Origin of the sequence: Anaerolinea thermophila, from assembly GCF_020723905.1 — a bacterium.
Lineage (GTDB): Bacteria > Chloroflexota > Anaerolineae > Anaerolineales > Anaerolineaceae > Anaerolinea > Anaerolinea thermophila_A.
In genome coordinates this window covers 628,552-648,732 of sequence record NZ_DYHZ01000001.1, presented here as the reverse complement: position 1 = coordinate 648,732, position 20,181 = coordinate 628,552, and the positions used below count along the sequence as shown (strand labels likewise).

The following is a 20,181-nucleotide window of genomic DNA, read 5'->3' as shown; positions in this document are numbered from 1 at the left end:
GGCAGCGTTCGCCCAGTTCCCGCCAGGCGCTCACTTCCACCCAGACGGTTTCGTCTTTGCGGGTGGAGACTGCTACCGGGAAGGTGCATACGAACACACCCTCCTGCGTGTAACGCACTTCCGGGTCTTTGCCCAGGTTGCCAATCAGTTGGAGTTCTAACATAAGGTTTCTCCTTTTTGAAATTGATTTTGAAATCAGGTGCAGGAAGAGGGATTCGAACCCCCAACCGGCGGCTCATGACGCCGCTGCGCTCCCCTTGCGCCATTCCTGCGATTGATTTTGCGCGTGGTTTCGAATTCGCACCCCTCGCTCAACCTGCTGACTACACCGGTTGCCCGTGCCGTCCTGCCGCCCCTACCCGTCTTTCCGGGATGCCACCTGCCTGTTTCCTGACGCCAGCGTGTCTTACGCCTTGCGCCCGGGCGCTCAACACCTGGGGACGCGCCAGGTTTCCCCTGTCCGCTGGAGGCCAACGACCCAATGACAGGTTCGGCAAGTCCAGCCGGGTGGGAGTTGCACCCACCACGGAGGGCGGGACAGCGCCCCCGCCTCTGCGCGGCTGGAAAGGAGGTGAGAAAGGAGGATTTACCATGTCGTCGAATTGGTAAGCTGCTGTGCCGGTCTCTCCCGGCTGTCACGTCCCATCCACACCTTTGCCGACGTTAGCATGGCAAAAACCAGATTCAGGCGGGCAGGAATCGAACCTGCCACTACGCGCCAACCGCCTGAACGAGCCAACACCGCTAAACAAACACCCTGCCGGGTTTGGCAGGGTGTCCGTTCTCTCGTGATACAATAATCAGCGAGGTGAGCAGATATGCCCTGCTTGCCTCACCGTGAGCGTGCCACCAACACGGCTCACGGAACGCCCCGGTCGGGCGCACAACGCCCTCCACCGGGGCGTTGTGTTTGAGGCATGTCGGTTTGGGAAGGTGCTAAGCAAAGCATAGCACAAGTATTACCTGTTGTCAATACTTGTAATACTTATTCGCGAAATAAAACCACTCTATTTTGAGTGGTTTTTCATAGATTTCTATTTAGCTATTCCATAAGGAAGTCCGTTCTTACCAAATACTCTCTTTCCTTGAGACCATCTTGATGATTGATAGACAAAAGCACAATAAGCTACATCTGCCTCATTTAGTAAAATTTTTGTTCCCCCTCTAACAGTTTTTCTGCCAATTTCCTTGATGAAACCAGATTTGTACCACCTGTAAACAGTAGGCACATTCACATTATATTTTCCCGCAGCCTCCGATAGCCCAATGCCTTTACCATTCAAATGAGCATATTGTTTCCACTCCGGCAAATCCTCTTTGCGGAGACCCTTTTCCTGGATTGCTTCACCTCTGACTTCTTCTTCGCTGACAACCATTTCTCCCGCTACCACTCCCGCCCTGATTTTACCTTTCTCAATCAGTTGGCGCAAATGGGCTTCGTCCAGCCCGTATTTGCGGGCGGCTTCGGAAAGTGGTATAAATACAGGTAAGGCAACCATAATCAATCCTCAGGTATTACAGGCACGGCAAGGGTATGAACGAGATTACCGTTGAAATAAAACTCGAACTGGTAATTTCCCGCGGCAGGGACATCAATGTCAAAGTGAAAAGTATTGGCGGCGGTGTGAGTAAAAGGGTCGAAAATGGTGCGAACGCGGTTAGTCTCAGCCACAATGCGCCGGTCTCCTTCGCTTCCAGTGACGGCAGTTACCTCTACAGAGAAATCCCCCTCGCTCTCTCCCTCGTCAGCCTCCCAGCCGCAGACAATATCGAACCGAATTCTGGCGGGGAAATTTCTGGCACTGAAGTAATCGAAAATTCCAATAGCTGAATGCCGCTTCCGCCAGTGGTCGTATATCCCATAATCGCAAACAATGACGTATTTCGGTCGAATCATCCTGAACCTTGACAATTCTTCATGAGGTATTCCCGACACGGGGCGCAACGACCCTTCCTGCAGGCCAGGGTCACCGGTCGGCGGGTTAGCCACCGGTCTATCTGCGCGCTCACTCACCGGGTAGGCGAGCGTGGATCCTGGACAGGTCACGCCCCGTGTCGGGGGTATCTCCCCGTCTGAGTCGGAGACTGGAGAGGGAAAGGCAAGAAGCAAGAATGTTTATGACATTCTCACTCCCCTGTGACAGGGCTTGTGCGAAGAAGGGATCGTGTCCACCTCTTGCACTCGCTCACCCATCCCTTTCCATCTCCGACTGCATTTTTGTCTGGTAAAGTACACAAAACGCACCCAGGGATCCATCGGGTGCGTTCAGGGGGACAGACAGGGATGGAATCCCTGTAGAAGTGCCCTCGGCAGAACTCGAATCTGCAGCCTTTTGCTCCGCAAGCAAACGCTCTGTCCAATTGAGCTACGAGGGCAAGCAAGGGAATATTATACCTGAGTCAGGATGTACGTCAAGGGCGATTTTTTTATTTTCATTTTTCACTATTTCTTCTTCTCATCCAATCGAGCGTATAATCAAACTAATCTTACGCAGGCAAACTTCTGCAAGATAGAGGTGGTGAGAGGATGTCCATTTTTGATCAAATCCGCAAGCCCACTCTGTTGCTGGATGAGGAAATTGTCCGCAGGAATATTCGCACCATGGCGAAAAAAGCCGCCGCGAACGGCGTACATTTTCGCCCGCATTTCAAAACCCACCAGTCCTGCCAGATTGGCGAGTGGTTTCGGGCGGAAGGGGTGCAAGCCATTACCGTTTCCTCAGTGGATATGGCAAAGTATTTTGCCGACTGCGGCTGGGAAGATATCACCCTGGCGTTCCCCGTCAACCTGCGTCAACTGGACGAGATTGCCGAACTGGCAGGGCGCATTCGCCTTGGCGTGCTGGTGGAGTCGGTAGAGGTGGTTCATGCTCTGGGGCAGCGCGTGTCTGCTCCCCTTTCGGTCTGGATCAAGGTGGATGTCGGCGCCCGCCGCACGGGCATCCTCTGGGATGATGTGGAGACCGCAAGCGCGCTGGTCAAAGCCTGTCGGGCGTATCCTTCTCTGCACCTGAAAGGTTTGCTTACCCATGCAGGACAGACCTATCAAGCCGCCTACCCGGTAGAGGTGGAAGAGATTTATCGTCAGAGCCTCTCAAAACTGCAGTCCCTGAGGCATGTGCTTCAGGAGCAGGGATGGGCACAATCTTTGCTTCTATCGGTTGGAGATACCCCTGCCTGCTCCATCGTGCAGGATTTCCGTCCCGCCGATGAGGTGCGTCCGGGCAATTTCGTCTTCTACGATGTCCAGCAGTGGATGTTAGGCGCCTGCACCTGGGAGCAGATTGCCGTAGCGCTTGTCTGTCCGGTGGTATCCCTGCATCCGCGCCGTGGCGAGGCGGTGATTTACGGTGGGGCGATCCATCTTTCCAAAGAGTTCCTGCTCTCCAGAGGACAGCGCTTTTATGGTTTAATCTCTCTCCCCAAAGATGGGCGCTGGGGCGAGCCGCTCCCCGGAGCCTATGTTGCCCGTCTCTCTCAGGAACACGGCATTTTGCGCCTGTTCCCGCATCAACTGGAGCAATTACGGGTTGGCGATCTGGTGTGTGTGTTGCCCGTACATTCCTGTCTTACTGCTCAAGCCATGGGACGTTATCTGACGCTGGATGGCGTATGGATTGAGATGATGCCTCACCCTTAGGATGGATTCCCCTTATGGAATGGATGCCTGTTTTCCTCTGGTGGTTCTTTTCAACCCTTTTTGGTCTGGCGGTTTTCCCGCTGACCTTTGAGTTCTTTCATACTCTCCCTGAACGCGGCGCGGCGCTGGCGCGTGCCATGGGGCTTCTTCTGGTCACGTATCTGTTCTGGCTGGGATCCTCGCTCCAACTGCTGCAGAACACCTCCGGCGCCGTTTTGCTCTGCATGGCGCTGATAGCAGCCTGGGGATGGGGCAGGGTGTTGGGCAATCCTCACCGTCGTCAATCTCTGCTGGAGTTCTGGCACAAGCGCTGGCGCACCATCCTTGCGGGCGAAGTGCTCTTCCTGCTGGCTTTTGTGGGATGGAGCGTGGTGAGGGCGTTTGCCATCGGCAAGATCATGCGCTTTGGTGGGGAAAAGTTCATGGAGATTGCCTTTCTGAACGGCGTACTGAACAGCGTGACTTTTCCCCCGCTTGACCCCTGGCTTTCTGATTTTGCCATCTCGTATTACTACCTGGGCTATATCATTGCGGGCGCGCTGGTTAAACTGAGCGGCGTCCTTTCGGCGGTGGGTTTTGATGTCTTTGACGCTTTGCTGTTTGCACTCACTCTGCAGGGCGCGTATGGGGTGGTGTACAACCTGGTCAGCCTCTCGAAGGCAAATTTCCGTGCGGCGGCAACGGCTGGCGTGCTGGGTGCCATTTTCGTAGCGGGGATGGGTAACCTCGAGGGGTTGCTCGAATCGCTCTATGCGCGCGGGTGGCTGCCTCAATCCTTTGCCAGGTGGCTGAACCTGCCCGATTTTCCCTTTAACTCGACCCCCACGGGCAGTTTCATGCCATCAGGCGGGGGATGGTGGTGGTGGCGCGCTTCGCGCGTGCTGACCGATCTGGATTTGAGCGGCAACGCCATTAATCTCAATCCCATTACCGAGTTCCCCTTCTTCAGTTTTCTGCTGGGCGATAATCACCCGCACAAAATGGCACTGCCATTTGTTCTGCTGGCGGTGCTGATTGCCCTGCACTTCTACCGCCTTGCCCGCGAAAACCGCATTCCCACCTGGATGGAGCAGGGGCTGGCGGGGGTGATGCTGGGCAGTCTGGCGTTCCTGAACACCTGGGACTTCCCGATTTACCTGGCTCTGTTTTTGCTGGCATGGCTGGCGGGGCGCTGGTCGGCTCAGGGCAGATTGACCCGTGAACACGGGCTGGAAACGCTGCGCTTTGGGGTGCTTTTTGTGCTATCGGCGTTGATTTTCTACCTGCCCTTCTGGGCGGGCTTTGCCTCGCAGGCGGGGGGCATCCTTCCACAAATCTTCCCGCCCACCCGCCTTTCGCAGTACAGTGTCATGTTCGGACACTTTCTGCTGGTTTTGCTCATTTTTGCCCTGGGGGTGCTGACGCTGGCGCAGCGCGAGTTCGGCGGCGTCTGGCAAATATTCCTGCGCCACTGGCTGGGCTGGATGGTGGGCATTTCCGTTGCCTATCTGGCGCTTTTAGGTCTGGCGGCGCTGGTTTTGCAGTTAAACACTGCCCGCGGCGGTGAATGGAGCGCCTTTCTGCATCCTTATCTGGCGTCTCAATCGCTGGGACAAACCCTCTTGCTGGTTTTGTCCTATCGTCTGAGCAACCCGTGGCTGTTCCTGGTGCTGACTTTCCTGCTGGGCTTGGTCACCACGGGCTTGATGTGCCTGCGTCCGCACCGCACAGAGGAAGGGGAAGAGACATCCGTTCCCGATTCAGCGTTGCCCTTTGTGCTGGTGATGATTTTACTGGGCGTGGCGCTCACCTTCTCGGTGGAATTTCTTTACCTTAAAGACGGCTTTGGCGTGCGCATGAATACCGTCTTTAAGTTTTATTTTCAGGGCTGGGTACTGATGGCGCTTTCCAGCGCTTATGCCCTGTGGTGGATGGTGAACCGCCTGCCGTTTGCCCGGGTTATACGGGCGCTGGCGCTGGGCGGGGTGACGCTGGCTCTGCTGGGTGGAATGGTGTATCCTGTTCTGGCAACCATTTCCCGCACCAATGCCTTCCAGTCCACCCCTACGCTGGATGCCGCCAGCGAGTTCCGCGCTGAAAACCCCGAAGACTGGGAGATTGTTCAGTGGTTGAACCAGTATGGCAAAGTGGATGGGAAAGTGCCCATCCTGCTGGAGGCGCCTGGAAAGTCTTACACCTACGAAGGGCGCATCAGTGCGTTTACGGGTTATCCTGCCGTGCTGGGCTGGGCAATCCATGAGATGCAGTGGCGGGGTAACTACAATGAACAGGGCAAACGCGAACCAGACATCGAAACCATCTATACCACCGGCGATGCCGCGCTGGCGCTGGAATTGCTCCACAAATGGCGGGTGGATTATGTCATTCTGACCAACACCGAGCGCGCTTACATCCGCGACCTGTGCGCTCAGCCGGAGCGGGCGTGTAACCTCTCGCAGGCGGAATTGAAATTTGAACAAGTCCTGATGCCTGTTTTCCGCACCACTACCGGTACGGTGTACCGCGTTCCACCGCGCCTGCCCTGAAGAATCAATGAGGACTGAAAACATACAAATTCGCAACAATTTTTACCGACGGCTTGTCGCTCAAATGCCTGTGCTATAATCTTGCCGAGAGGATGATGAATTTATGAGCAAAATTTGTGTGATTGGAACGGGATACGTTGGGCTGGTCACCGGAGCCTGCTTTGCCGATCTGGGAAATACCGTGACGTGTCTGGATGTGGATGCCTCGCGCATCGAACGTCTCAAACAGGGCATCATGCCCATTTACGAGCCAGGGCTGGAGCAGATTGTCCAGCAGAATGTACGCCATGGACGACTGCATTTCACCACCTCTTACCCGGAAGCCCTCAAGGATGCCGAATTTGCCTTCATCGCAGTAGGCACACCCTCGGGAGTGGATGGCGAAGCCGATTTGCAGTATGTGCGTCAGGCGGCAGAAGCCATTGCCGATATTGTGGATCATCCCATTGTGGTGGTGAACAAGTCCACCGTGCCGGTTGGTACCGGTGACTGGGTGGCAGAGGTGATCAACCGCCGCCGGGCGGGTAAACCGCTGGATTTCAGCGTGGTCAGCAACCCGGAATTTTTGCGTGAAGGCTCTGCCATTAATGATTTTATGATGCCTGACCGCGTGGTGCTGGGCTCGCTGGATCGGAACGCAGCAGAGAAAGTGGCGCAGTTGTATCAGAGTTTGCGCTGTCCCATCATGATCACCGACCTGCGTACGGCTGAGATGATCAAGTACGCCTCGAACGCTTTCCTTGCCACGCGTATTTCCTTCATTAATGAGATTGCGAATATCTGCGAGGAACTGGGTGCCGACGTGCGCGAAGTCGCGCGCGGCATGGGGCTGGATAAGCGCATTGGACCGGCATTTCTGGATGCCGGCCTGGGCTGGGGTGGCAGTTGTTTCCCCAAAGATGTGAAGGCGCTGGCGCACATGGCTGTTCTGCACGGCACCCACCCGCAACTGCTTCAGGCGGTGATGGAAATCAACCGCAATCAGCGCCGCCGTGTGGTGGTCAAACTGCGCAAAGCCCTCGGATCGCTGGATCAGAAGGTCATCGGGGTGCTGGGGCTTTCCTTTAAGCCCAACACTGATGATATCCGCGAAGCCCCTGCTCTGGAAGTGATTCACCTGCTGGAAAACGAAGGCGCGCTGGTCAAAGCCTACGACCCTCAGGCTATGGACAATGCCCGCAGTGTTCTCCCGCGGGTGCAACTGGTGGATACCCCCTATCAGGTTGCCGAAGGGGCAGATGCGCTGGTGCTGGCAACCGAATGGAACGAATTCAAACAACTGGATTTTGACCAGATTTACCATTCCATGCGCCAGCCCATCATCATGGACGCTCGCAACCTGTGGGACCCCGACAAATTGCGCTCTCTTGGCTTTACCTACTTTGGCATTGGGCGCGGAAATTCTATCCATCCCAAGGGATAATCTTTGAGCGGTAATGCAATCAAAGACCTGCATGCAGAAGGCAGGTCTTTTTCTTACGGTGATACAGACAGTTTTGCGGAAATGTGCAGGATTCTTACCCGGCGGGAGAGAGTTTATTGTACAATCGTTAAAAGACTTATGCAGAGAGGGTCAGATGACTGAGATTCGCACCGCACAGGCAGGGGATATTTGTGTTCTCCTGATGCCGGAGCCGGAAGAACTTCCTCCCCTTCGACAGATGCAGGAAGAATTAATGCGCACCTTTGGCGGCTGGATTGCTGCCGAGGTGCATGTGACCTGTCAGCGTTTTGAACCGCCTTTCGATCGCAAGATTCACGAGGTGGTGCTGAACCTGCGCACGGCGCTGGCGCGTTTTCCTGCTTTCCCGGTCATTGCCAGTGGGCTCACCCAGTTCCATGCGCCCTTCTGGCAAAGTTACGTCCTGCGCTGGCAGGTGGAGTACACCCCAGAGTTTAAAGCCTTCATCCTTGCGCTGGATGGACTGCTTGAACAGACGGGTATCATCCCACACTATCCGCACAACACGCCGTTTACGTGTAGTGCCCTGGATCTCATCACGCCGGTACAACTGGAATTTGCTCCTCGCTTTAACTATCCACTGCACCTTTTCACCGCCCGACGGGTCGTTTTCAGCCGGGTGATGGGGTTAAATGATTTCGAGACCCTTGGTTTTGCACAGTTGAGTCAATAATATGGATAACGAGTTGTCTTTTTCTCCCAGAGGCTTTGCCTCTCTGATGGCGTTTCCCTTCCAGAACCGTGAAACCCTGCCCCGTTTTCTCTTTCTGGGCGGTTTTTTCACCCTCGGTTGGGTGTTCCCGCTTCTCCCATGCCTGATGGGGGCGGGGTATCTCGTGGAGGTCCTGCGGCTGGCGACGCAGGGTGGTAAACCCGCGCTTCCGCCCTGGGAAAACTGGGGGCGGTTGCTGGTCAATGGCTTGAAAGCCCTCGGCGCCGGATTGATTTTCCTGCTTCCCGCGTTCATTTTGATTCTGAAAGCATGGGCGCTGTATTTCGCTCTTGTATTTTCTGTGGTAGGGATCGGGGGAAGAGGAGAGGACGCGCTGGCTTTCTTCCTGATGATGTTTGCCATGACGGTGCTTTTTGTGTTTCAGGGGTTGGGGTTTTTGCTCTATCTGGCAGGGGGAACGCTTTTACAACCTGCTCTCACTCACATGGCAGTGCGCGATACCTTCTCTGCGCTTTTTGATTTCAAAGGGTGGTGGCGGGTGTTCAAAGCCAGCAAGGGCGCTTTCATCGTTATCTTCCTGCTGGGTTTGATGCTTTTGTACCTGTTGCAACTCGGGCTGGCGGTGATCTTTCCCCTGTGGATTTTCCTCCTGTTTTTGCTCCCCGCACTGACTTCTTTTGGGGTTGCTTACATCCTCACCATTCTGGCGTGGCTGAACGGCACGGCTTATGCCGAAAGTCTCAGCGCGTCTGGAGACCCCTCTTAGAGGATCCATTCATTCATGAAAACGATCCTGTCTGTTCTTGAAGATTTCTTCCAGAATGACGACTGGCACTATGTGCATCTGGAAAACACCACCATTCTGAACACAGCGTTTCAGGGTCAAAACGGGCGTTATGAATGCTTTGCTCAGGCACGTGAACTCCAGCATCAGTGTGTGTTTTATTCGGTATCTCCCCTCAAGGTGCCCCCGGAAAAACGCCAGGAAGTGATGGAATTCATCACCCGCGCCAATTACGGCATGGTGGTGGGTAATTTTGAAATGGATCTGTCAGACGGCGAGGTGCGCTATAAAACCAGTCTGGATGTGGAAGATGTAGAATTTACCCCCGTGATGGTGCGCAATCTCGTCTATCCCAACCTGTTGATTATGGATCGCTATTTCCCCGGAATCATGCGAGTGGTGTATGGAGGACTCACTGCAGAAGAAGCCATTCAAGAAGTCGAACGATAGCATGAATCGCATCTATCACATCATCAACAGCCGCGCGGCGTATCAGGCGGCGCTGGGTTTGGGCAGGGCTTTGCCGCCGGTGGTGGGGTATGCGCTGGCAGATCTGATTTCCGGGCTGATGAGTCGTATGCCGCATCTGGCGCCGGTGCGCGCTGTGCGCCTGAATCAGTGGATTGCCCATGACCGACAGCCCGATGCGCGCGAACTGGATCATCTGACGCGCGAAACCCTGCGGAGTGCCGCCCGTGCCGTGTATGACTTTGCCCACTGGAAAGACCATCCGCAGGTGCTGAAAAAGCGGGTGCAGGTGGAAGAGAGTTTCCTGAAAGTGGCTGAAAAAGCCCGCAACCGCGAGCACGGGGTCATTCTGGCGTTGCCCCACATGACCAACCCGGATTTGCTGGGCTGGGTTTCGGCGCCGTTGTTTGGACGGCTGACTGCCATCGCACCCAACCGCCTGCTGGAGGGTTATCAGGTTCAGAATCAACTCCGCCGTCAGGTGGGCATTGAGGTGATTCCAGGTTCGCTGGAAGCCGTGCGTACAGCCCTGACCCGTCTGCGGGATGGTGAGGCGGTGGTTTTTGGGGTCGACCGTCCCTTTGCCGACAGCGCCTTCCGTCCACGCTTCTTTGGCATCCCGGCGGCATTGCCGGTGGCACATGTGCGCGTGGCTTTGAAACTGGATTTGCCCATTTACGTGGTTGGTGCGGCGTTGAAGGACAATCAGCGCATTTCGCTTTGGGCAAGTGAACTGACCCTCCAGCGCTTCCCTGATCCGCAGGAAGAAATTCTGGCAAATGCCGAGGCAGTGCTCGAAGTGGTTATGGGCAATATCCGCCAGTTTCCGGTACAATGGAATATGACCTTCCCGGTCTGGCCCGACTGGATGGATCAGGTGCCATAACTCACAACGAAGGGATGAACTGACATGGAAAATCACATTAAAAATCATGTGCGTGTCAATGAAACAATTTTGCGCCCGCTGGAGAAGAAAGCCCTGGAATGGCTGGCGGCTCACATGCCTGCTTGGGTGAACCCCGACCACCTCACCGCGCTGGGTATTTTTGCCTCACTGTTGATTTGCATCAGCCTGATTCTGACCAACTTCAGTCCGGCATTTCTCTGGCTGGCAAACCTGGGGGTCCTGCTCAACTGGTTTGGCGACAGTTTGGACGGTACGCTGGCGCGATATCGTAAAATTGAACGCTCGAACTACGGGTATTACATTGACCACGCCGTGGACGCGGTCTCGGAAGCGCTGGTGTTCATGGGGCTGGGGCTTTCGCCGTATGTGCGCGTGGAATTCGCCATGCTGGCGCTGATTACTTACCTGATGATGTCCATTCAGGTGTTTCTGTACAGTCAGGTGAAGGGGGTTTTCCAGATTTCCTTCCTGCGCCTGGGACCGACGGAAGTGCGCGGCATCATGATTCTTTCGAACATCTTTGTCTTCTACGTGGGCAACCCTACCTTCTCCAGTCTGCTGGGATCGTTTACGCTGTATGATCTGGTGGCGTTGTTCATCGCTCTGTTGCTGTTCAGCGCTTTTATCATTGTCACCATCATCCATGCCCGTGAACTGGCGGCGTATGATGAGAATATTCTGCGCCAGCGCGCCGAGCGCGAAGCCCGCAAAGCGGAACGTGCCGCCCGCAAAGCGGAACGCGCCGCTACCCGCCGTTCCCGTCGTGCCAAACCTCAGCGCTTCGTCATTCCGGTGAAGTTTCATCTGCCGGGCAAAGGATAAAACGGAAACCGGGGCGCCCGAGACGTATCTGTGATCCTGGATGGTGAATATCAAACACACCCCCGAAACTGGGGGGTGTGTGCTTTTGGTTGTCGGGCGAGGTCAATTCATCCGCACTGGTTCTAACTGGCTTTGAATGGTGCAAAGCCGGTAGTACAGCCCGCGCCGCGAGAACAACTGTTCATGAGAGCCTTCTTCGACGATGTGTCGTCCTTCCAGCACCACAATCTTATCGGCGTTACGGATGGTGGAGAGCCGGTGGGCGATGATCAGGGTAGTGCGTCCCCGCATCAATCGTTCCAGGGCTTGCTGGATGAGCAGTTCGGTCTCCGTATCCACTGCCGAGGTGGCTTCATCCAGAATCAGGATAGGGGCATCTTTCAGTACCGCGCGGGCAATGGAAAGGCGCTGTTTCTGCCCCCCGGAGAGTTTCACCCCGCGCTCGCCAATGAGTGTATCGTAGCCGTTGGGCAGGTCCATGATGAAACGGTGCGCGTTGGCAACTTTTGCCGCTTCAATCATTTGCTCTTCGCTGGCGTCGGGATGACCAAAGAGCAGGTTCTCCCGCACGGTGCCATGGAACAGGAAGACATCCTGCAGGACAATGCTCACCTGCCTGCGCAGAGACTCCAGTGAAAGGTCGCGCACATCGTAACCGTCCAGTTTAAGCGAACCGCTGGTTACGTCGTAGAAGCGGGGGATTAAACTCGCCAGCGTGGATTTGCCCACACCGGTAGGACCCACCAGCGCCACCACCTGCTCAGGCAGAATCTCAAGGTTGATGTTTTCCAGCACCGGCTCGCCGGGGATGTACTCAAAGGACACATTCTCAAAGCGGATGTGTCCCTTTGCCCGACCGGAAAGCACAACGGGGTGCGGGCGCTTTTCCAGTTCGGGTTGTTCTTCCAGCAGGTCTGCGACCCGTTCGGCGCCTGCCAGGGCGTTCTGGATGGCTTCCCATGCGCCGCTCAGGTTGCGTACCGGCTGGTAAAACATTTCCAGATACAGGAAGAATGCCACCAGATCAGCCACCGGCAGGGTTTGCTGAAACGCCAGGCGTCCTCCGAAATAGATCACCACCAGCGTGCCCAGCGAAGAGGCAAAGTCAATGAAGGGCTGAAAGATTGCCATCAGTCGCAGGGCTTTGAGGTTGGCTTTTTTGTAATTGTCCACCCCATTGCCCACCCGCAGGTACTGCTCTTCTTCCTGCGTAAAGGCTTTGATTTCGCGAATGCCGGAGAGATTATCGTTGAGGATGGCATTTAACTCTCCCAGCACCTTCTGGCGTTCCACAAAACGGGGACGCACATAGCGCGCGTACAGCCGCAGGGATAGCACCACCAGCGGAATGGGGACAAGGCTGAGCAGTGCCAGAATCCAGTTCAGATGGAACAGCACTGCGCTGATGGCGATGAGCGTAATCACGTTCACCAGCACATCTGGCACGGCGTGGGCAATTAACTGCTCGAACAGGTCGGTGTCGTTGATCACCCGCGACATCAATTGACCGGTTTGCTTGTCCTCATAAAAGCGCAAACTCAGCCGCTGCAGGTGGTCGTAAACGTACTTGCGCAGGTCTGCCACCACCCCCCAGCCGGCAATGTGCGCCATGTAACTGCGCAGGTACTGGAATACACCGCGCATCAGGTACACTGCGATCACCGCCAGAGTGAGCATGGTGATGGCGTGGAGTGTCTGGGGGCTGTCCATCCCGGCAGTGACGGTGTTGATCAGTGAGCGCACTGCCCAGGGGATGAACAGTTGAATACCAACCAGCGCCAGCATGCTCACCACTGTGATGAGCAGTTCTTTCCAGTAATGTTGAGCAAAGCGAGAGACTAACTGCAGTGGTTTCATCGAAGTACCTCTCATTCGGTGGGGAAGGGTAAACCAATGCCGGTATCCAGGTGATACATTTCATCGCGGTGACAGTCCGAAGAACGCACGTTATCCACGTGGCTCTGGTGGTCGGCGTGCGCCTCGGTGATGCGGTCTTGCTGAGCGAGGATTTTACGCTTGGCGATGATATCCAGCCGGTTGGAGCGGTACAACTGCAGCAGTGCGTGGGCGGCTTCCAGCCGGGTGGCGCGTTCGTTGGACTTCAGCAAAGGAATGAGCGCGTCCACTGCCCGCGGATCGCCGATGTTGCCCAGCGCCAGAGCGGCGGCTTGCCGTACGGCATCGCTGTTGGCGTTGAGCAAGTCCAGCAGTGGCGGGACGGCGCGCGCATCGCCAATTTTGCCCAGTGCCTGGGCGGCGTAACCGGTCAGTAAAGGGTTTTCCAGCGCATTGATGAGCGGATAGACGGCGCGCGTATCGCCTATATCCCCCAGAATGCGGGCCGCAAATTCGTTGACGGGCGGAGGCGACATCTGGAGCGCCTGAATCAGCGGCAGGACAGCGGCAGACCCCATCCGGGTAAGCACCCAGGCAACCCGTTCCTGCACATAGGGGTCGGCATCGCCCAGAGCGGGGATAATGGCAAGCACCCCGTTCAACCCGATTTCTACCAGCGCCTGCATGGCAATCTGGGCAAAGTCTTCTTCATGGCTCTTGAGGATTCCCAGTAACGGGGGAACGGCGCGCGCGTCTTTTGTGCGTCCGAGAGCGCGGATGACCCGGCGGCGCACTTCGCGGTCGCGGTCGCGCAGGGCTTGTAAAAGCACCTCAACGACTTGCGGCGTGCCTGCCTGTTCCAGCGCTTCGGCGGCGGCGCGGCGGACTTCAGCGTCCACATCGTGCAGACTCTGCAGGAAGATTTCTACACCCTGCGGTATACCCAGTTTGCCCAGCACGCGGATGGCACCCGTTCGTACATCCCGATCCCGGTCTTTTGCCACGTGCAAAAGCGCGGGAGCGGCAGTTTCTCCCATCTGGAAAAGGCGCTCCCAGTTTTGCAGGGCAATCCATTCCAGCACCTGCTCGGTGGGGGTGGTGGGATGCCAGCCTAAGGTGTTCAGGGCTTCGGCGGCGGTTTTGCGCACGACTGAGGAGTCATCTTCCAGCGCCGCAATCAACGGGCGAATGGCACGCCCCTCGCCGATTTTTCCCAGCGCTCCGGCGGCAAACTGCCGTACCTCGGGTACAGGATCGCGAAGGCACAGCACCAGATTCTCCACGGGCAGGCCCCGGGAGGCGGCGTCCAGGCGGGGAGCGATGTTTCCCAGCGCCCATGCCGCGGCGCGCCGGACGACGAAGGCGCTATCGCGCAGGGCGCCGATGAGCGGATCCACCGCCAGACGCAGATAAGCAGGCTCATTCAGTCCGACCCCCAGTCTGCCCAGTGCCCGCGCCGCCCCTTCGCGCACCCGTTCCTGAGGCGCGCGTAATGCCCCAATGAGCGGCAGAATGGCAGGTTGCCCCACCGCACTGAGCGCGCCTATCACTGCCTGAAAAACCGAGGAATCCACTTCTTCCAGCGCGGCAAGCAGGGCAGGGATGATTTTCTCTCGCACTTCTGCGGGCAGTTCTTCCATGATCTCTGCCAGCGCCTGCGCCGCCTTACGGCGCACAGTGGGGTCATCGCGGTATTTCAGCGCGTTCAGCAAACCTTTGACATCGCGGCGGGCTTTCAGGGCGTCGACATTGGGGGGACCAAAAAGGGGCATATCTGTATTAAAGCATGGTTGATGAGGGCTGTCAAACCAGCCGCGGACGGATTCAAGGCGTTTGAAATTCATTTGGAATGGATGTTTTTCCGGTATCTTTATGTATAATTTAAAAACCATCCTGAAATATCTGGGGGAGGGTGATGCCGGAACCTGTCGATTTCGAGAAAAAGTTGCTGGAAACGCTCGGTGAAGCGGTTATTGTCACCGACCGGGACTGGCGTATTACCCTCTGGAACCGCGCGGCAGAGGCTTTGTACGGATGGACTTCCGCAGAGGTTTTGAATAAACCGGTCAGTCAGTTCCTCCGCACCCAGTACGAAGACCCAAATGAAACCTCTCAGACGGCTTTTCAAACCCTGCTCCGCAGGAAAATCTGGCGGGGGATTGTACGTCAGTTTGACCGTCAGGGAAAACCGGTCTGGATCGCCTCCACGGTTGCCCTGCTGGAAAACGAACAGGGCGAAATGATCGGAATGATTGCCGTCAATCGGGATATTACCGAGAGCAAGCGTACTGGCGAAAAACTCACCCGGCTGGAACAGTTGAACCACATGATTCTCAAGGGCAACACCCTGGACGAGTTGTTCTACCTGTATGCCCAGGGGGTTGCCAATCTCTTGCCCTGCACCCGGGTTGTGTTATGGAAATTCCTGGATCAGTCCCGATATGCGGTGGTCTGGCAATACCATCCTGCAGGTGACCGCTGGGTACAGGGTGGGGAGCATTCTCTGCAGGGCAGCCTGCTGGCGGCTTTACGTGCTGTGTCTCAACCGTACTGCATTCAAGACCTTTCTCAGGGAAACTACGCGCTGGATGGCGAATCGCTGTGCGCAGAGGATCGTTCCCTCCTGCTTTTGCCGATTCGCCCGGGAATGGATGTGCGCTTTGCCGTTGGGCTGGTGCATTCCCAACCCGGTATGTACCAGGAAAATGATTTGAACTTTTTGCTTCCCAGCGCGGATATGCTCAGTATGGCGCTTCGCCAGCGTGAATTGATGGATGAACTCCGCCGGCAAGTCGAAGAAAACCGCCGCCTGTATGAAAAAACCCGCAACAATGAAGCCAATCTTTTCCGCCTTTCCAGAGCGTTGATGAACGTTCAGGAAGAGGAAAAAAAGCGTCTGGCTCGAGATTTTCATGACCAGTTAGGGCAAGCCATTACGGCTCTGTACTTAAACCTGACGCGTGTTGCCGCTGCTGTAAAAACGGCCTTCCCCGATCTGGGGCAAAACCTGGATGAGAGTTTGAATCTGGCTTCTTCCATCCTTAATCAGGTGCGTTCGCTTTCTCTGCAGTTGCATCCCAAAATGCTGGAGGATCTGGGATTCGTCACCGCTTTGCGCTGGCTGGCGAATAACATGGCGAACTCGGTGGCACTGCCCCTGACCCTCTCTACCCCCGAATCGTACCTGCCCATGCCCCGCGAGGTGGAACTGGCGTTTTACCGCGTGGCGCAGGAAGCCCTCAGCAATGTCCTGCGTCATGCGCAGGCAACCCATTGCTGGTTTACTTTTGAACAAACTTCCACCTGTTCCCGGCTGGAAATCCGCGATGATGGGCGCGGCTTTGATTTACAGCAAGCCCGTCTCGCCACATTTGGCAAATCGCTGGGGTTAAACAACCTGTTCATGCGTGCAGAACTGATTGGGGCAAACCTGCTCATTGATACCGCCCCCGGAAAGGGCACGCGCGTTGTTCTGGAGTGGTATCATGACGGGAATCCGCATCCTGCTGGCTGACGATCACGCGCTGGTGCGTCGGGGAATCCGCCTGTTGCTGGAGACTGACCCGAATCTGTGCGTGGTGGGGGAATCTGCCAGCGGAGAGGAAACGCTTGAGCAATTGCGCCAGTCTCATCCCGATGTGCTCTTGCTGGATATTTCCATGCCGGGCATCACCGGGCTGGAGATTCTCACCACCGTGCTGGAAATCTCGCCCTCCACGGCTGTGATCATGCTCTCCATGTATAAAGACGAGGAATACATTGCCCGGGCATTGCAGGCAGGCGCGCGCGGCTACCTGTGGAAGGATGTTCCCGATGAAGAACTGATTCGCGCCATCCGTACTGCTGTGGCGGGAGAAGTATACCTTCCGCCGGGGGTTCCCATGGAGCGCATTCAGGAAGTCATCCGGGCACAGCCGCCGGTGGAGCGGTTAACCGCCCGCGAGAAAGAAGTTCTGACGTTGCTCGCCAGCGGATGCACCACTCAAGCCATTGCCCTGGCGCTGGGCATTTCCCCAAAAACCGTTGAAACCCACCGCGGGAATTTAATGAAAAAACTGGATTTGTACGATATTGCCTCGCTCACCCGTTTTGCCCTGCGCCACGGATTGATTCAGGAAACGTAAGGTCAGGCGGAACTTCCGGATGAGCATTGACCTTGCCGGATTGCTCCCTCCCTGCTATGATGAGAGCAGGGAGGGTTGCCTTGTTCCCTCTATTCCCGGAGTTTCACTTCCATCGTTACCGCGAAATTGTCCGTGTTCTGCTCAACCACGGACTGGAGTTTTTGTTTGCCCGTCTCGATCCGCAATGGGCGCCCATCCGGCGCTTTCTGCGCCTGCCTGCGGGGAGCGTGGCGGCGCCTTCCATGCCCGATGAGGTGGCTCTGCATCTGCGGCTGGCGCTGGAAGAACTGGGTGTCACCTTTATTAAATTGGGACAGATCCTTTCCACCCGCCCCGATTTGCTCCCTCCGGAATTCATCCGCGAACTGTCCCACCTGCAGGACAGCGTCCCACCCCTGCCCTGGGAGGTGATCCGCCCGGTGATCGAGCAGGAACTGGGCAGACCTCCGGAAGAGGTGTTTGCGGAGATCTCCCCTCAACCGCTGGCAAGTGCCTCGCTGGCGCAGGTGCATTACGCCCGCCTGCACGATGGCAGAGAGGTGGTGCTGAAGGTGCAACGTCCCGGCGTTCAGCGGCAGGTCAAGGTGGATCTGGACATTCTTACGGCATGGGCGCGGCGGGTTTCCGGAACCCGGCTGGGTCAGTATTACGATCTGGTTGGCGTGGTGGATGAATTTGCCTTTACCCTGCGTAATGAACTGGATTACCGCCGTGAGGCGCGCAACGCCGAGCGCTTCCGCCGTAACTTTGCCGGAGAGACCTGCCTGTACATTCCCGAGGTGTACTGGCAGTACACCACTCAGCGTCTGCTGGTGATGGAGTACCTGAATGGCATCAAAATTGATCAGATTGACCGCCTCAAAGCCGCCGGATATGACTTAAAACGCATTGCCCTCAACAGCGCCCGTATTGTGATTAAAGAAGTGCTGGAAGATGGATTTTTCCATGCCGACCCGCACCCGGGCAATCTGGTCATTCTGCCCGGCGAGGTGATTGGCGCCATGGATTTTGGCATGGTGGGCTTTTTACGCGAGCGTGACCGCGCCGAACTGGTGCGTTTGTACATTGTTTCGGTGCGTCTGGACGCTGAAGGCATTGTGGATCAACTGATTCGCATGGGCGCCGCCGATGTGCATGTCAACCGCAGGCAACTGGCGCTGGATATCAACCGCCTGCTGATGAAATATGCCAATCTGCCCCTGAAGGACATCCGTGCCCGCGAGGTCATGGAAGAGATCACCCCCATCATGTTTCATCATCGTCTGCGCCTGCCGTCGAATCTGTGGCTGCTGGGCAAAACCCTGGCGATGATGGAAGGGATTGGTTTGCAACTGGACCCCGATTTCGATGTGTTTGCCGTGTCCGAGCCGTTCGTACAAAAATTGACCCTGGCGATGTTCCTTCCCAGGCGGGCCTGGCTGGAGCAGGGCGTTCAGATGGGCATGGAATGGGAGCAGTTCATCCGCACTGTGCCGCGGGCGGCTTTGCAAATCCTGGAAGATTTCGAGCGCCGCGAGCCGCTTCCTTTGCAGGTTGCTGGCGCCGAGCGTTTCATGAAACAGGTGCACCGTCTCTTCATTTACCTGGTTTTTGGCATTCTGCTGGCGGCATTGATTGTGGCGCTGGCGTTTTTGCTGGCAATGTCCCCCTCCGGCGGGTGGGTGCAGATTTTGCTGGGCGGTGCGCTCTTTCTGGTGCTGGGCGTAGCGATTGGATTGCTCATCTCGATGCTCTGGAATCAACCCCGTTAAAGCGGTTTTTTGATATACTTTGAACATACATTCTCACCGATTGGATGGAGAGGGTCATCATGAAGGTTACGGTATCGCAACAGCAACTGGCGCATGGACTTGGACTGGTTTCTCGAGCGGTGGCTCCGCGCAGTACCTTACCCGTGCTGGGTAATGTTCTGCTGGCGACCGATGAAGGGCGTTTGCGCCTGGCGGCAACCAACCTGGAACTGGGAATTTCCTGCTGGCTCGGCGCACAAATTCAGGAAGAGGGCTCCATTACTGTGCCTGCCCGCCTGTTTGCCGACTTAATCGGCACCCTGCCCAGTGAGATGATTCATCTGGCAGTCAATCCTCGTTCGATGGCGCTCTCTGTAAAATGCGGTTCTTCGTCCACCGAATTAAAAGGCATTGACGCGGCAGAATTCCCGCCTGTTCCTGCGGTGGACAGCGACCACGGCGTGCTTTTGCCGGTTGCCGATTTCAAAGAGATGATTCAGCAGGTGGCGTTTGCGGCTTCCACCGAGGAAGCCCGCCCCGTGCTGCAGGGCGTGCAGATGGTTATCAGCGGCGATGAAATTTCGCTGGCGGCAACCGACGGCTTCCGCATCTCCGTGCGCCAGATGCGTTTGAGCGAACCGGTTTCTCAGCCCATTTCCGTCATCATCCCCGCACGGGCACTCCAGGAACTGGCGCGCATTGCCCAGGAGGGAGAGGTGCGCCTGATTGTCCCGCCCGGACGCGGGCAGGTGGTCTTCCAGATGGAAAATCTGCAACTCACCTCGCAGTTGATTGACGGCAACTTCCCCGATTACAAGGTCATCCTGCCGCGCTCGTACAAGACGCACACCATTGTCTCCACCGATGCCCTGCTCAAAGCCGTCAAGCAGGCGGAGATCATTGCCCGCATGGGCAACGGCGTGGTGCGCCTGCACCTGCAAAAATTTGACGACCGCCCCGGACAAATTGAGATCTCTGCCCAGTCGGAAGAGACTGGCGCCAACGAGTCGCTGGTGGATGCCAACATCGAAGGTCCCACCCTGGCGATTGCCTTTAACGTCAAATTCCTGCGCGAGGCTCTGGAAGTCATCAAGACCCCGAATCTGGTTCTGCAGACCAATGACAACCGCTCTCCGGCGCGGCTTCAGCCGGTGGGTGATGAGTCCTTCCAGCATGTGATTATGCCCATGCACCTGGGTTGATCTTTGGG

At 56.4% G+C, this 20,181-nt stretch carries 18 protein-coding genes and 2 tRNA genes; 12 read left to right on the top strand and 8 right to left on the bottom strand.

The window, feature by feature from the left end; all coding sequences use genetic code 11:
- The 6 genes from LHF31_RS02695 to LHF31_RS02670 form a co-directional block, all read right to left on the bottom strand.
- Positions 1–163: single-stranded DNA-binding protein (locus tag LHF31_RS02695; protein ID WP_303773411.1), on the bottom strand; the 163-nt coding region annotated here is incomplete at its 3' end.
- Between the two features lie 37 nt (positions 164–200).
- Positions 201–272, bottom strand: a tRNA-Met gene (locus LHF31_RS02690).
- Between the two features lie 314 nt (positions 273–586).
- Positions 587–742, bottom strand: a complete 156-nt coding sequence (locus LHF31_RS02685; protein WP_303773406.1) for a hypothetical protein — start codon at positions 740–742, stop codon at positions 587–589.
- Between the two features lie 292 nt (positions 743–1,034).
- A complete protein-coding gene (locus tag LHF31_RS02680; protein WP_303773405.1) occupies positions 1,035–1,499 on the bottom strand; it encodes a hypothetical protein in 465 nt (154 codons plus the stop codon).
- 2 nt (positions 1,500–1,501) lie between these two features.
- Positions 1,502–1,897: a hypothetical protein gene (locus LHF31_RS02675; protein ID WP_303773404.1), complete on the bottom strand. Its 396-nt coding sequence runs from the start codon at positions 1,895–1,897 to the stop codon at positions 1,502–1,504.
- A gap of 405 nt (positions 1,898–2,302) precedes the next feature.
- Positions 2,303–2,376: transfer RNA gene (locus LHF31_RS02670), tRNA-Arg, on the bottom strand.
- A gap of 151 nt (positions 2,377–2,527) precedes the next feature.
- On the opposite strand from LHF31_RS02670, the gene LHF31_RS02665 reads away from it, so the two are divergent.
- The 8 genes from LHF31_RS02665 (at position 2,528) to LHF31_RS02630 (ending at position 11,281) form a co-directional block, all read left to right on the top strand.
- A complete protein-coding gene (locus tag LHF31_RS02665) occupies positions 2,528–3,640 on the top strand; it encodes an alanine racemase (RefSeq protein ID WP_298007557.1) in 1,113 nt (370 codons plus the stop codon).
- A 14-nt stretch (positions 3,641–3,654) separates the two neighbouring features.
- Positions 3,655–6,165, top strand: a complete 2,511-nt coding sequence (locus tag LHF31_RS02660) for a DUF2298 domain-containing protein (RefSeq protein WP_298007559.1) — start codon at positions 3,655–3,657, stop codon at positions 6,163–6,165.
- Between the two features lie 103 nt (positions 6,166–6,268).
- On the top strand, positions 6,269–7,588 hold the full coding sequence (locus LHF31_RS02655; RefSeq protein WP_298007561.1) for a UDP-glucose/GDP-mannose dehydrogenase family protein: 1,320 nt from the start codon (positions 6,269–6,271) through the stop codon (positions 7,586–7,588).
- A gap of 154 nt (positions 7,589–7,742) precedes the next feature.
- The gene (locus LHF31_RS02650) at positions 7,743–8,300 is read left to right on the top strand and encodes a hypothetical protein (RefSeq protein ID WP_298007563.1); all 558 of its coding nucleotides are present in this window, start codon (positions 7,743–7,745) and stop codon (positions 8,298–8,300) included.
- 1 nt (position 8,301) lies between these two features.
- The gene (locus tag LHF31_RS02645) at positions 8,302–9,066 is read left to right on the top strand and encodes a DUF4013 domain-containing protein (RefSeq protein ID WP_298007565.1); all 765 of its coding nucleotides are present in this window, start codon (positions 8,302–8,304) and stop codon (positions 9,064–9,066) included.
- Positions 9,067–9,081: 15 nt separating this feature from the next.
- Positions 9,082–9,534 carry a YbjN domain-containing protein gene (locus LHF31_RS02640; protein ID WP_298007567.1) on the top strand — a complete coding sequence of 151 codons (453 nt, stop codon included), beginning with the start codon at positions 9,082–9,084 and terminating at the stop codon, positions 9,532–9,534.
- A 1-nt stretch (position 9,535) separates the two neighbouring features.
- On the top strand, positions 9,536–10,438 hold the full coding sequence (locus tag LHF31_RS02635; protein WP_298007569.1) for a lysophospholipid acyltransferase family protein: 903 nt from the start codon (positions 9,536–9,538) through the stop codon (positions 10,436–10,438).
- 24 nt (positions 10,439–10,462) lie between these two features.
- Positions 10,463–11,281 (top strand): CDP-alcohol phosphatidyltransferase family protein, encoded by an 819-nt coding sequence (locus LHF31_RS02630; protein ID WP_298007571.1) that lies wholly within the window; start codon positions 10,463–10,465, stop codon positions 11,279–11,281.
- 102 nt (positions 11,282–11,383) lie between these two features.
- On the opposite strand, the gene LHF31_RS02625 is transcribed toward LHF31_RS02630, so the two are convergent.
- Entirely contained in the window at positions 11,384–13,138 is a 1,755-nt protein-coding gene (locus LHF31_RS02625; RefSeq protein ID WP_298007573.1) for an ABC transporter ATP-binding protein, read from the bottom strand.
- Between the two features lie 11 nt (positions 13,139–13,149).
- Positions 13,150–14,961, bottom strand: a complete 1,812-nt coding sequence (locus LHF31_RS02620; RefSeq protein WP_298007575.1) for a HEAT repeat domain-containing protein — start codon at positions 14,959–14,961, stop codon at positions 13,150–13,152.
- 71 nt (positions 14,962–15,032) lie between these two features.
- Between LHF31_RS02620 and LHF31_RS02615 the strand changes: the two genes are divergently transcribed.
- The 4 genes from LHF31_RS02615 to dnaN all read left to right on the top strand — a co-directional run bounded on the left by LHF31_RS02615 (position 15,033) and on the right by dnaN (position 20,173).
- On the top strand, positions 15,033–16,631 hold the full coding sequence (locus tag LHF31_RS02615; protein ID WP_298007577.1) for a PAS domain S-box protein: 1,599 nt from the start codon (positions 15,033–15,035) through the stop codon (positions 16,629–16,631).
- Positions 16,603–17,241 carry a response regulator transcription factor gene (locus tag LHF31_RS02610; RefSeq protein WP_298007579.1) on the top strand — a complete coding sequence of 213 codons (639 nt, stop codon included), beginning with the start codon at positions 16,603–16,605 and terminating at the stop codon, positions 17,239–17,241. Before LHF31_RS02615 ends, LHF31_RS02610 begins: the two co-directional genes overlap by 29 nt.
- Before the next feature lie 80 nt (positions 17,242–17,321).
- A complete protein-coding gene (locus tag LHF31_RS02605) occupies positions 17,322–18,992 on the top strand; it encodes an AarF/ABC1/UbiB kinase family protein (protein ID WP_298007581.1) in 1,671 nt (556 codons plus the stop codon).
- A gap of 59 nt (positions 18,993–19,051) precedes the next feature.
- Complete coding sequence (gene dnaN / locus LHF31_RS02600; RefSeq protein ID WP_298007583.1) at positions 19,052–20,173, top strand: DNA polymerase III subunit beta; 1,122 nt, start codon at positions 19,052–19,054, stop codon at positions 20,171–20,173.
- Positions 20,174–20,181: the final 8 nt, after the last annotated feature.

What these genes read in the sequence shown, in the direction of transcription:
- LHF31_RS02610 (WP_298007579.1), top strand. Translation starts at nt 16,603, where the DNA reads ATGACGGGAATCCGCATCCTGCTGGCTGACGATCACGCGCTGGTGCGT.
- LHF31_RS02625 (WP_298007573.1), bottom strand. Translation starts at nt 13,138, where the DNA reads ATGAAACCACTGCAGTTAGTCTCTCGCTTTGCTCAACATTACTGGAAA.
- LHF31_RS02615 (WP_298007577.1), top strand. Translation starts at nt 15,033, where the DNA reads ATGCCGGAACCTGTCGATTTCGAGAAAAAGTTGCTGGAAACGCTCGGT.
- LHF31_RS02630 (WP_298007571.1), top strand. Translation starts at nt 10,463, where the DNA reads ATGGAAAATCACATTAAAAATCATGTGCGTGTCAATGAAACAATTTTG.
- LHF31_RS02675 (WP_303773404.1), bottom strand. Translation starts at nt 1,897, where the DNA reads ATGATTCGACCGAAATACGTCATTGTTTGCGATTATGGGATATACGAC.
- LHF31_RS02635 (WP_298007569.1), top strand. Translation starts at nt 9,536, where the DNA reads ATGAATCGCATCTATCACATCATCAACAGCCGCGCGGCGTATCAGGCG.
- LHF31_RS02620 (WP_298007575.1), bottom strand. Translation starts at nt 14,961, where the DNA reads ATGAATTTCAAACGCCTTGAATCCGTCCGCGGCTGGTTTGACAGCCCT.
- LHF31_RS02655 (WP_298007561.1), top strand. Translation starts at nt 6,269, where the DNA reads ATGAGCAAAATTTGTGTGATTGGAACGGGATACGTTGGGCTGGTCACC.
- LHF31_RS02660 (WP_298007559.1), top strand. Translation starts at nt 3,655, where the DNA reads ATGGAATGGATGCCTGTTTTCCTCTGGTGGTTCTTTTCAACCCTTTTT.
- dnaN (WP_298007583.1), top strand. Translation starts at nt 19,052, where the DNA reads ATGAAGGTTACGGTATCGCAACAGCAACTGGCGCATGGACTTGGACTG.
- LHF31_RS02650 (WP_298007563.1), top strand. Translation starts at nt 7,743, where the DNA reads ATGACTGAGATTCGCACCGCACAGGCAGGGGATATTTGTGTTCTCCTG.
- LHF31_RS02665 (WP_298007557.1), top strand. Translation starts at nt 2,528, where the DNA reads ATGTCCATTTTTGATCAAATCCGCAAGCCCACTCTGTTGCTGGATGAG.
- LHF31_RS02680 (WP_303773405.1), bottom strand. Translation starts at nt 1,499, where the DNA reads ATGGTTGCCTTACCTGTATTTATACCACTTTCCGAAGCCGCCCGCAAA.
- LHF31_RS02645 (WP_298007565.1), top strand. Translation starts at nt 8,302, where the DNA reads ATGGATAACGAGTTGTCTTTTTCTCCCAGAGGCTTTGCCTCTCTGATG.
- LHF31_RS02640 (WP_298007567.1), top strand. Translation starts at nt 9,082, where the DNA reads ATGAAAACGATCCTGTCTGTTCTTGAAGATTTCTTCCAGAATGACGAC.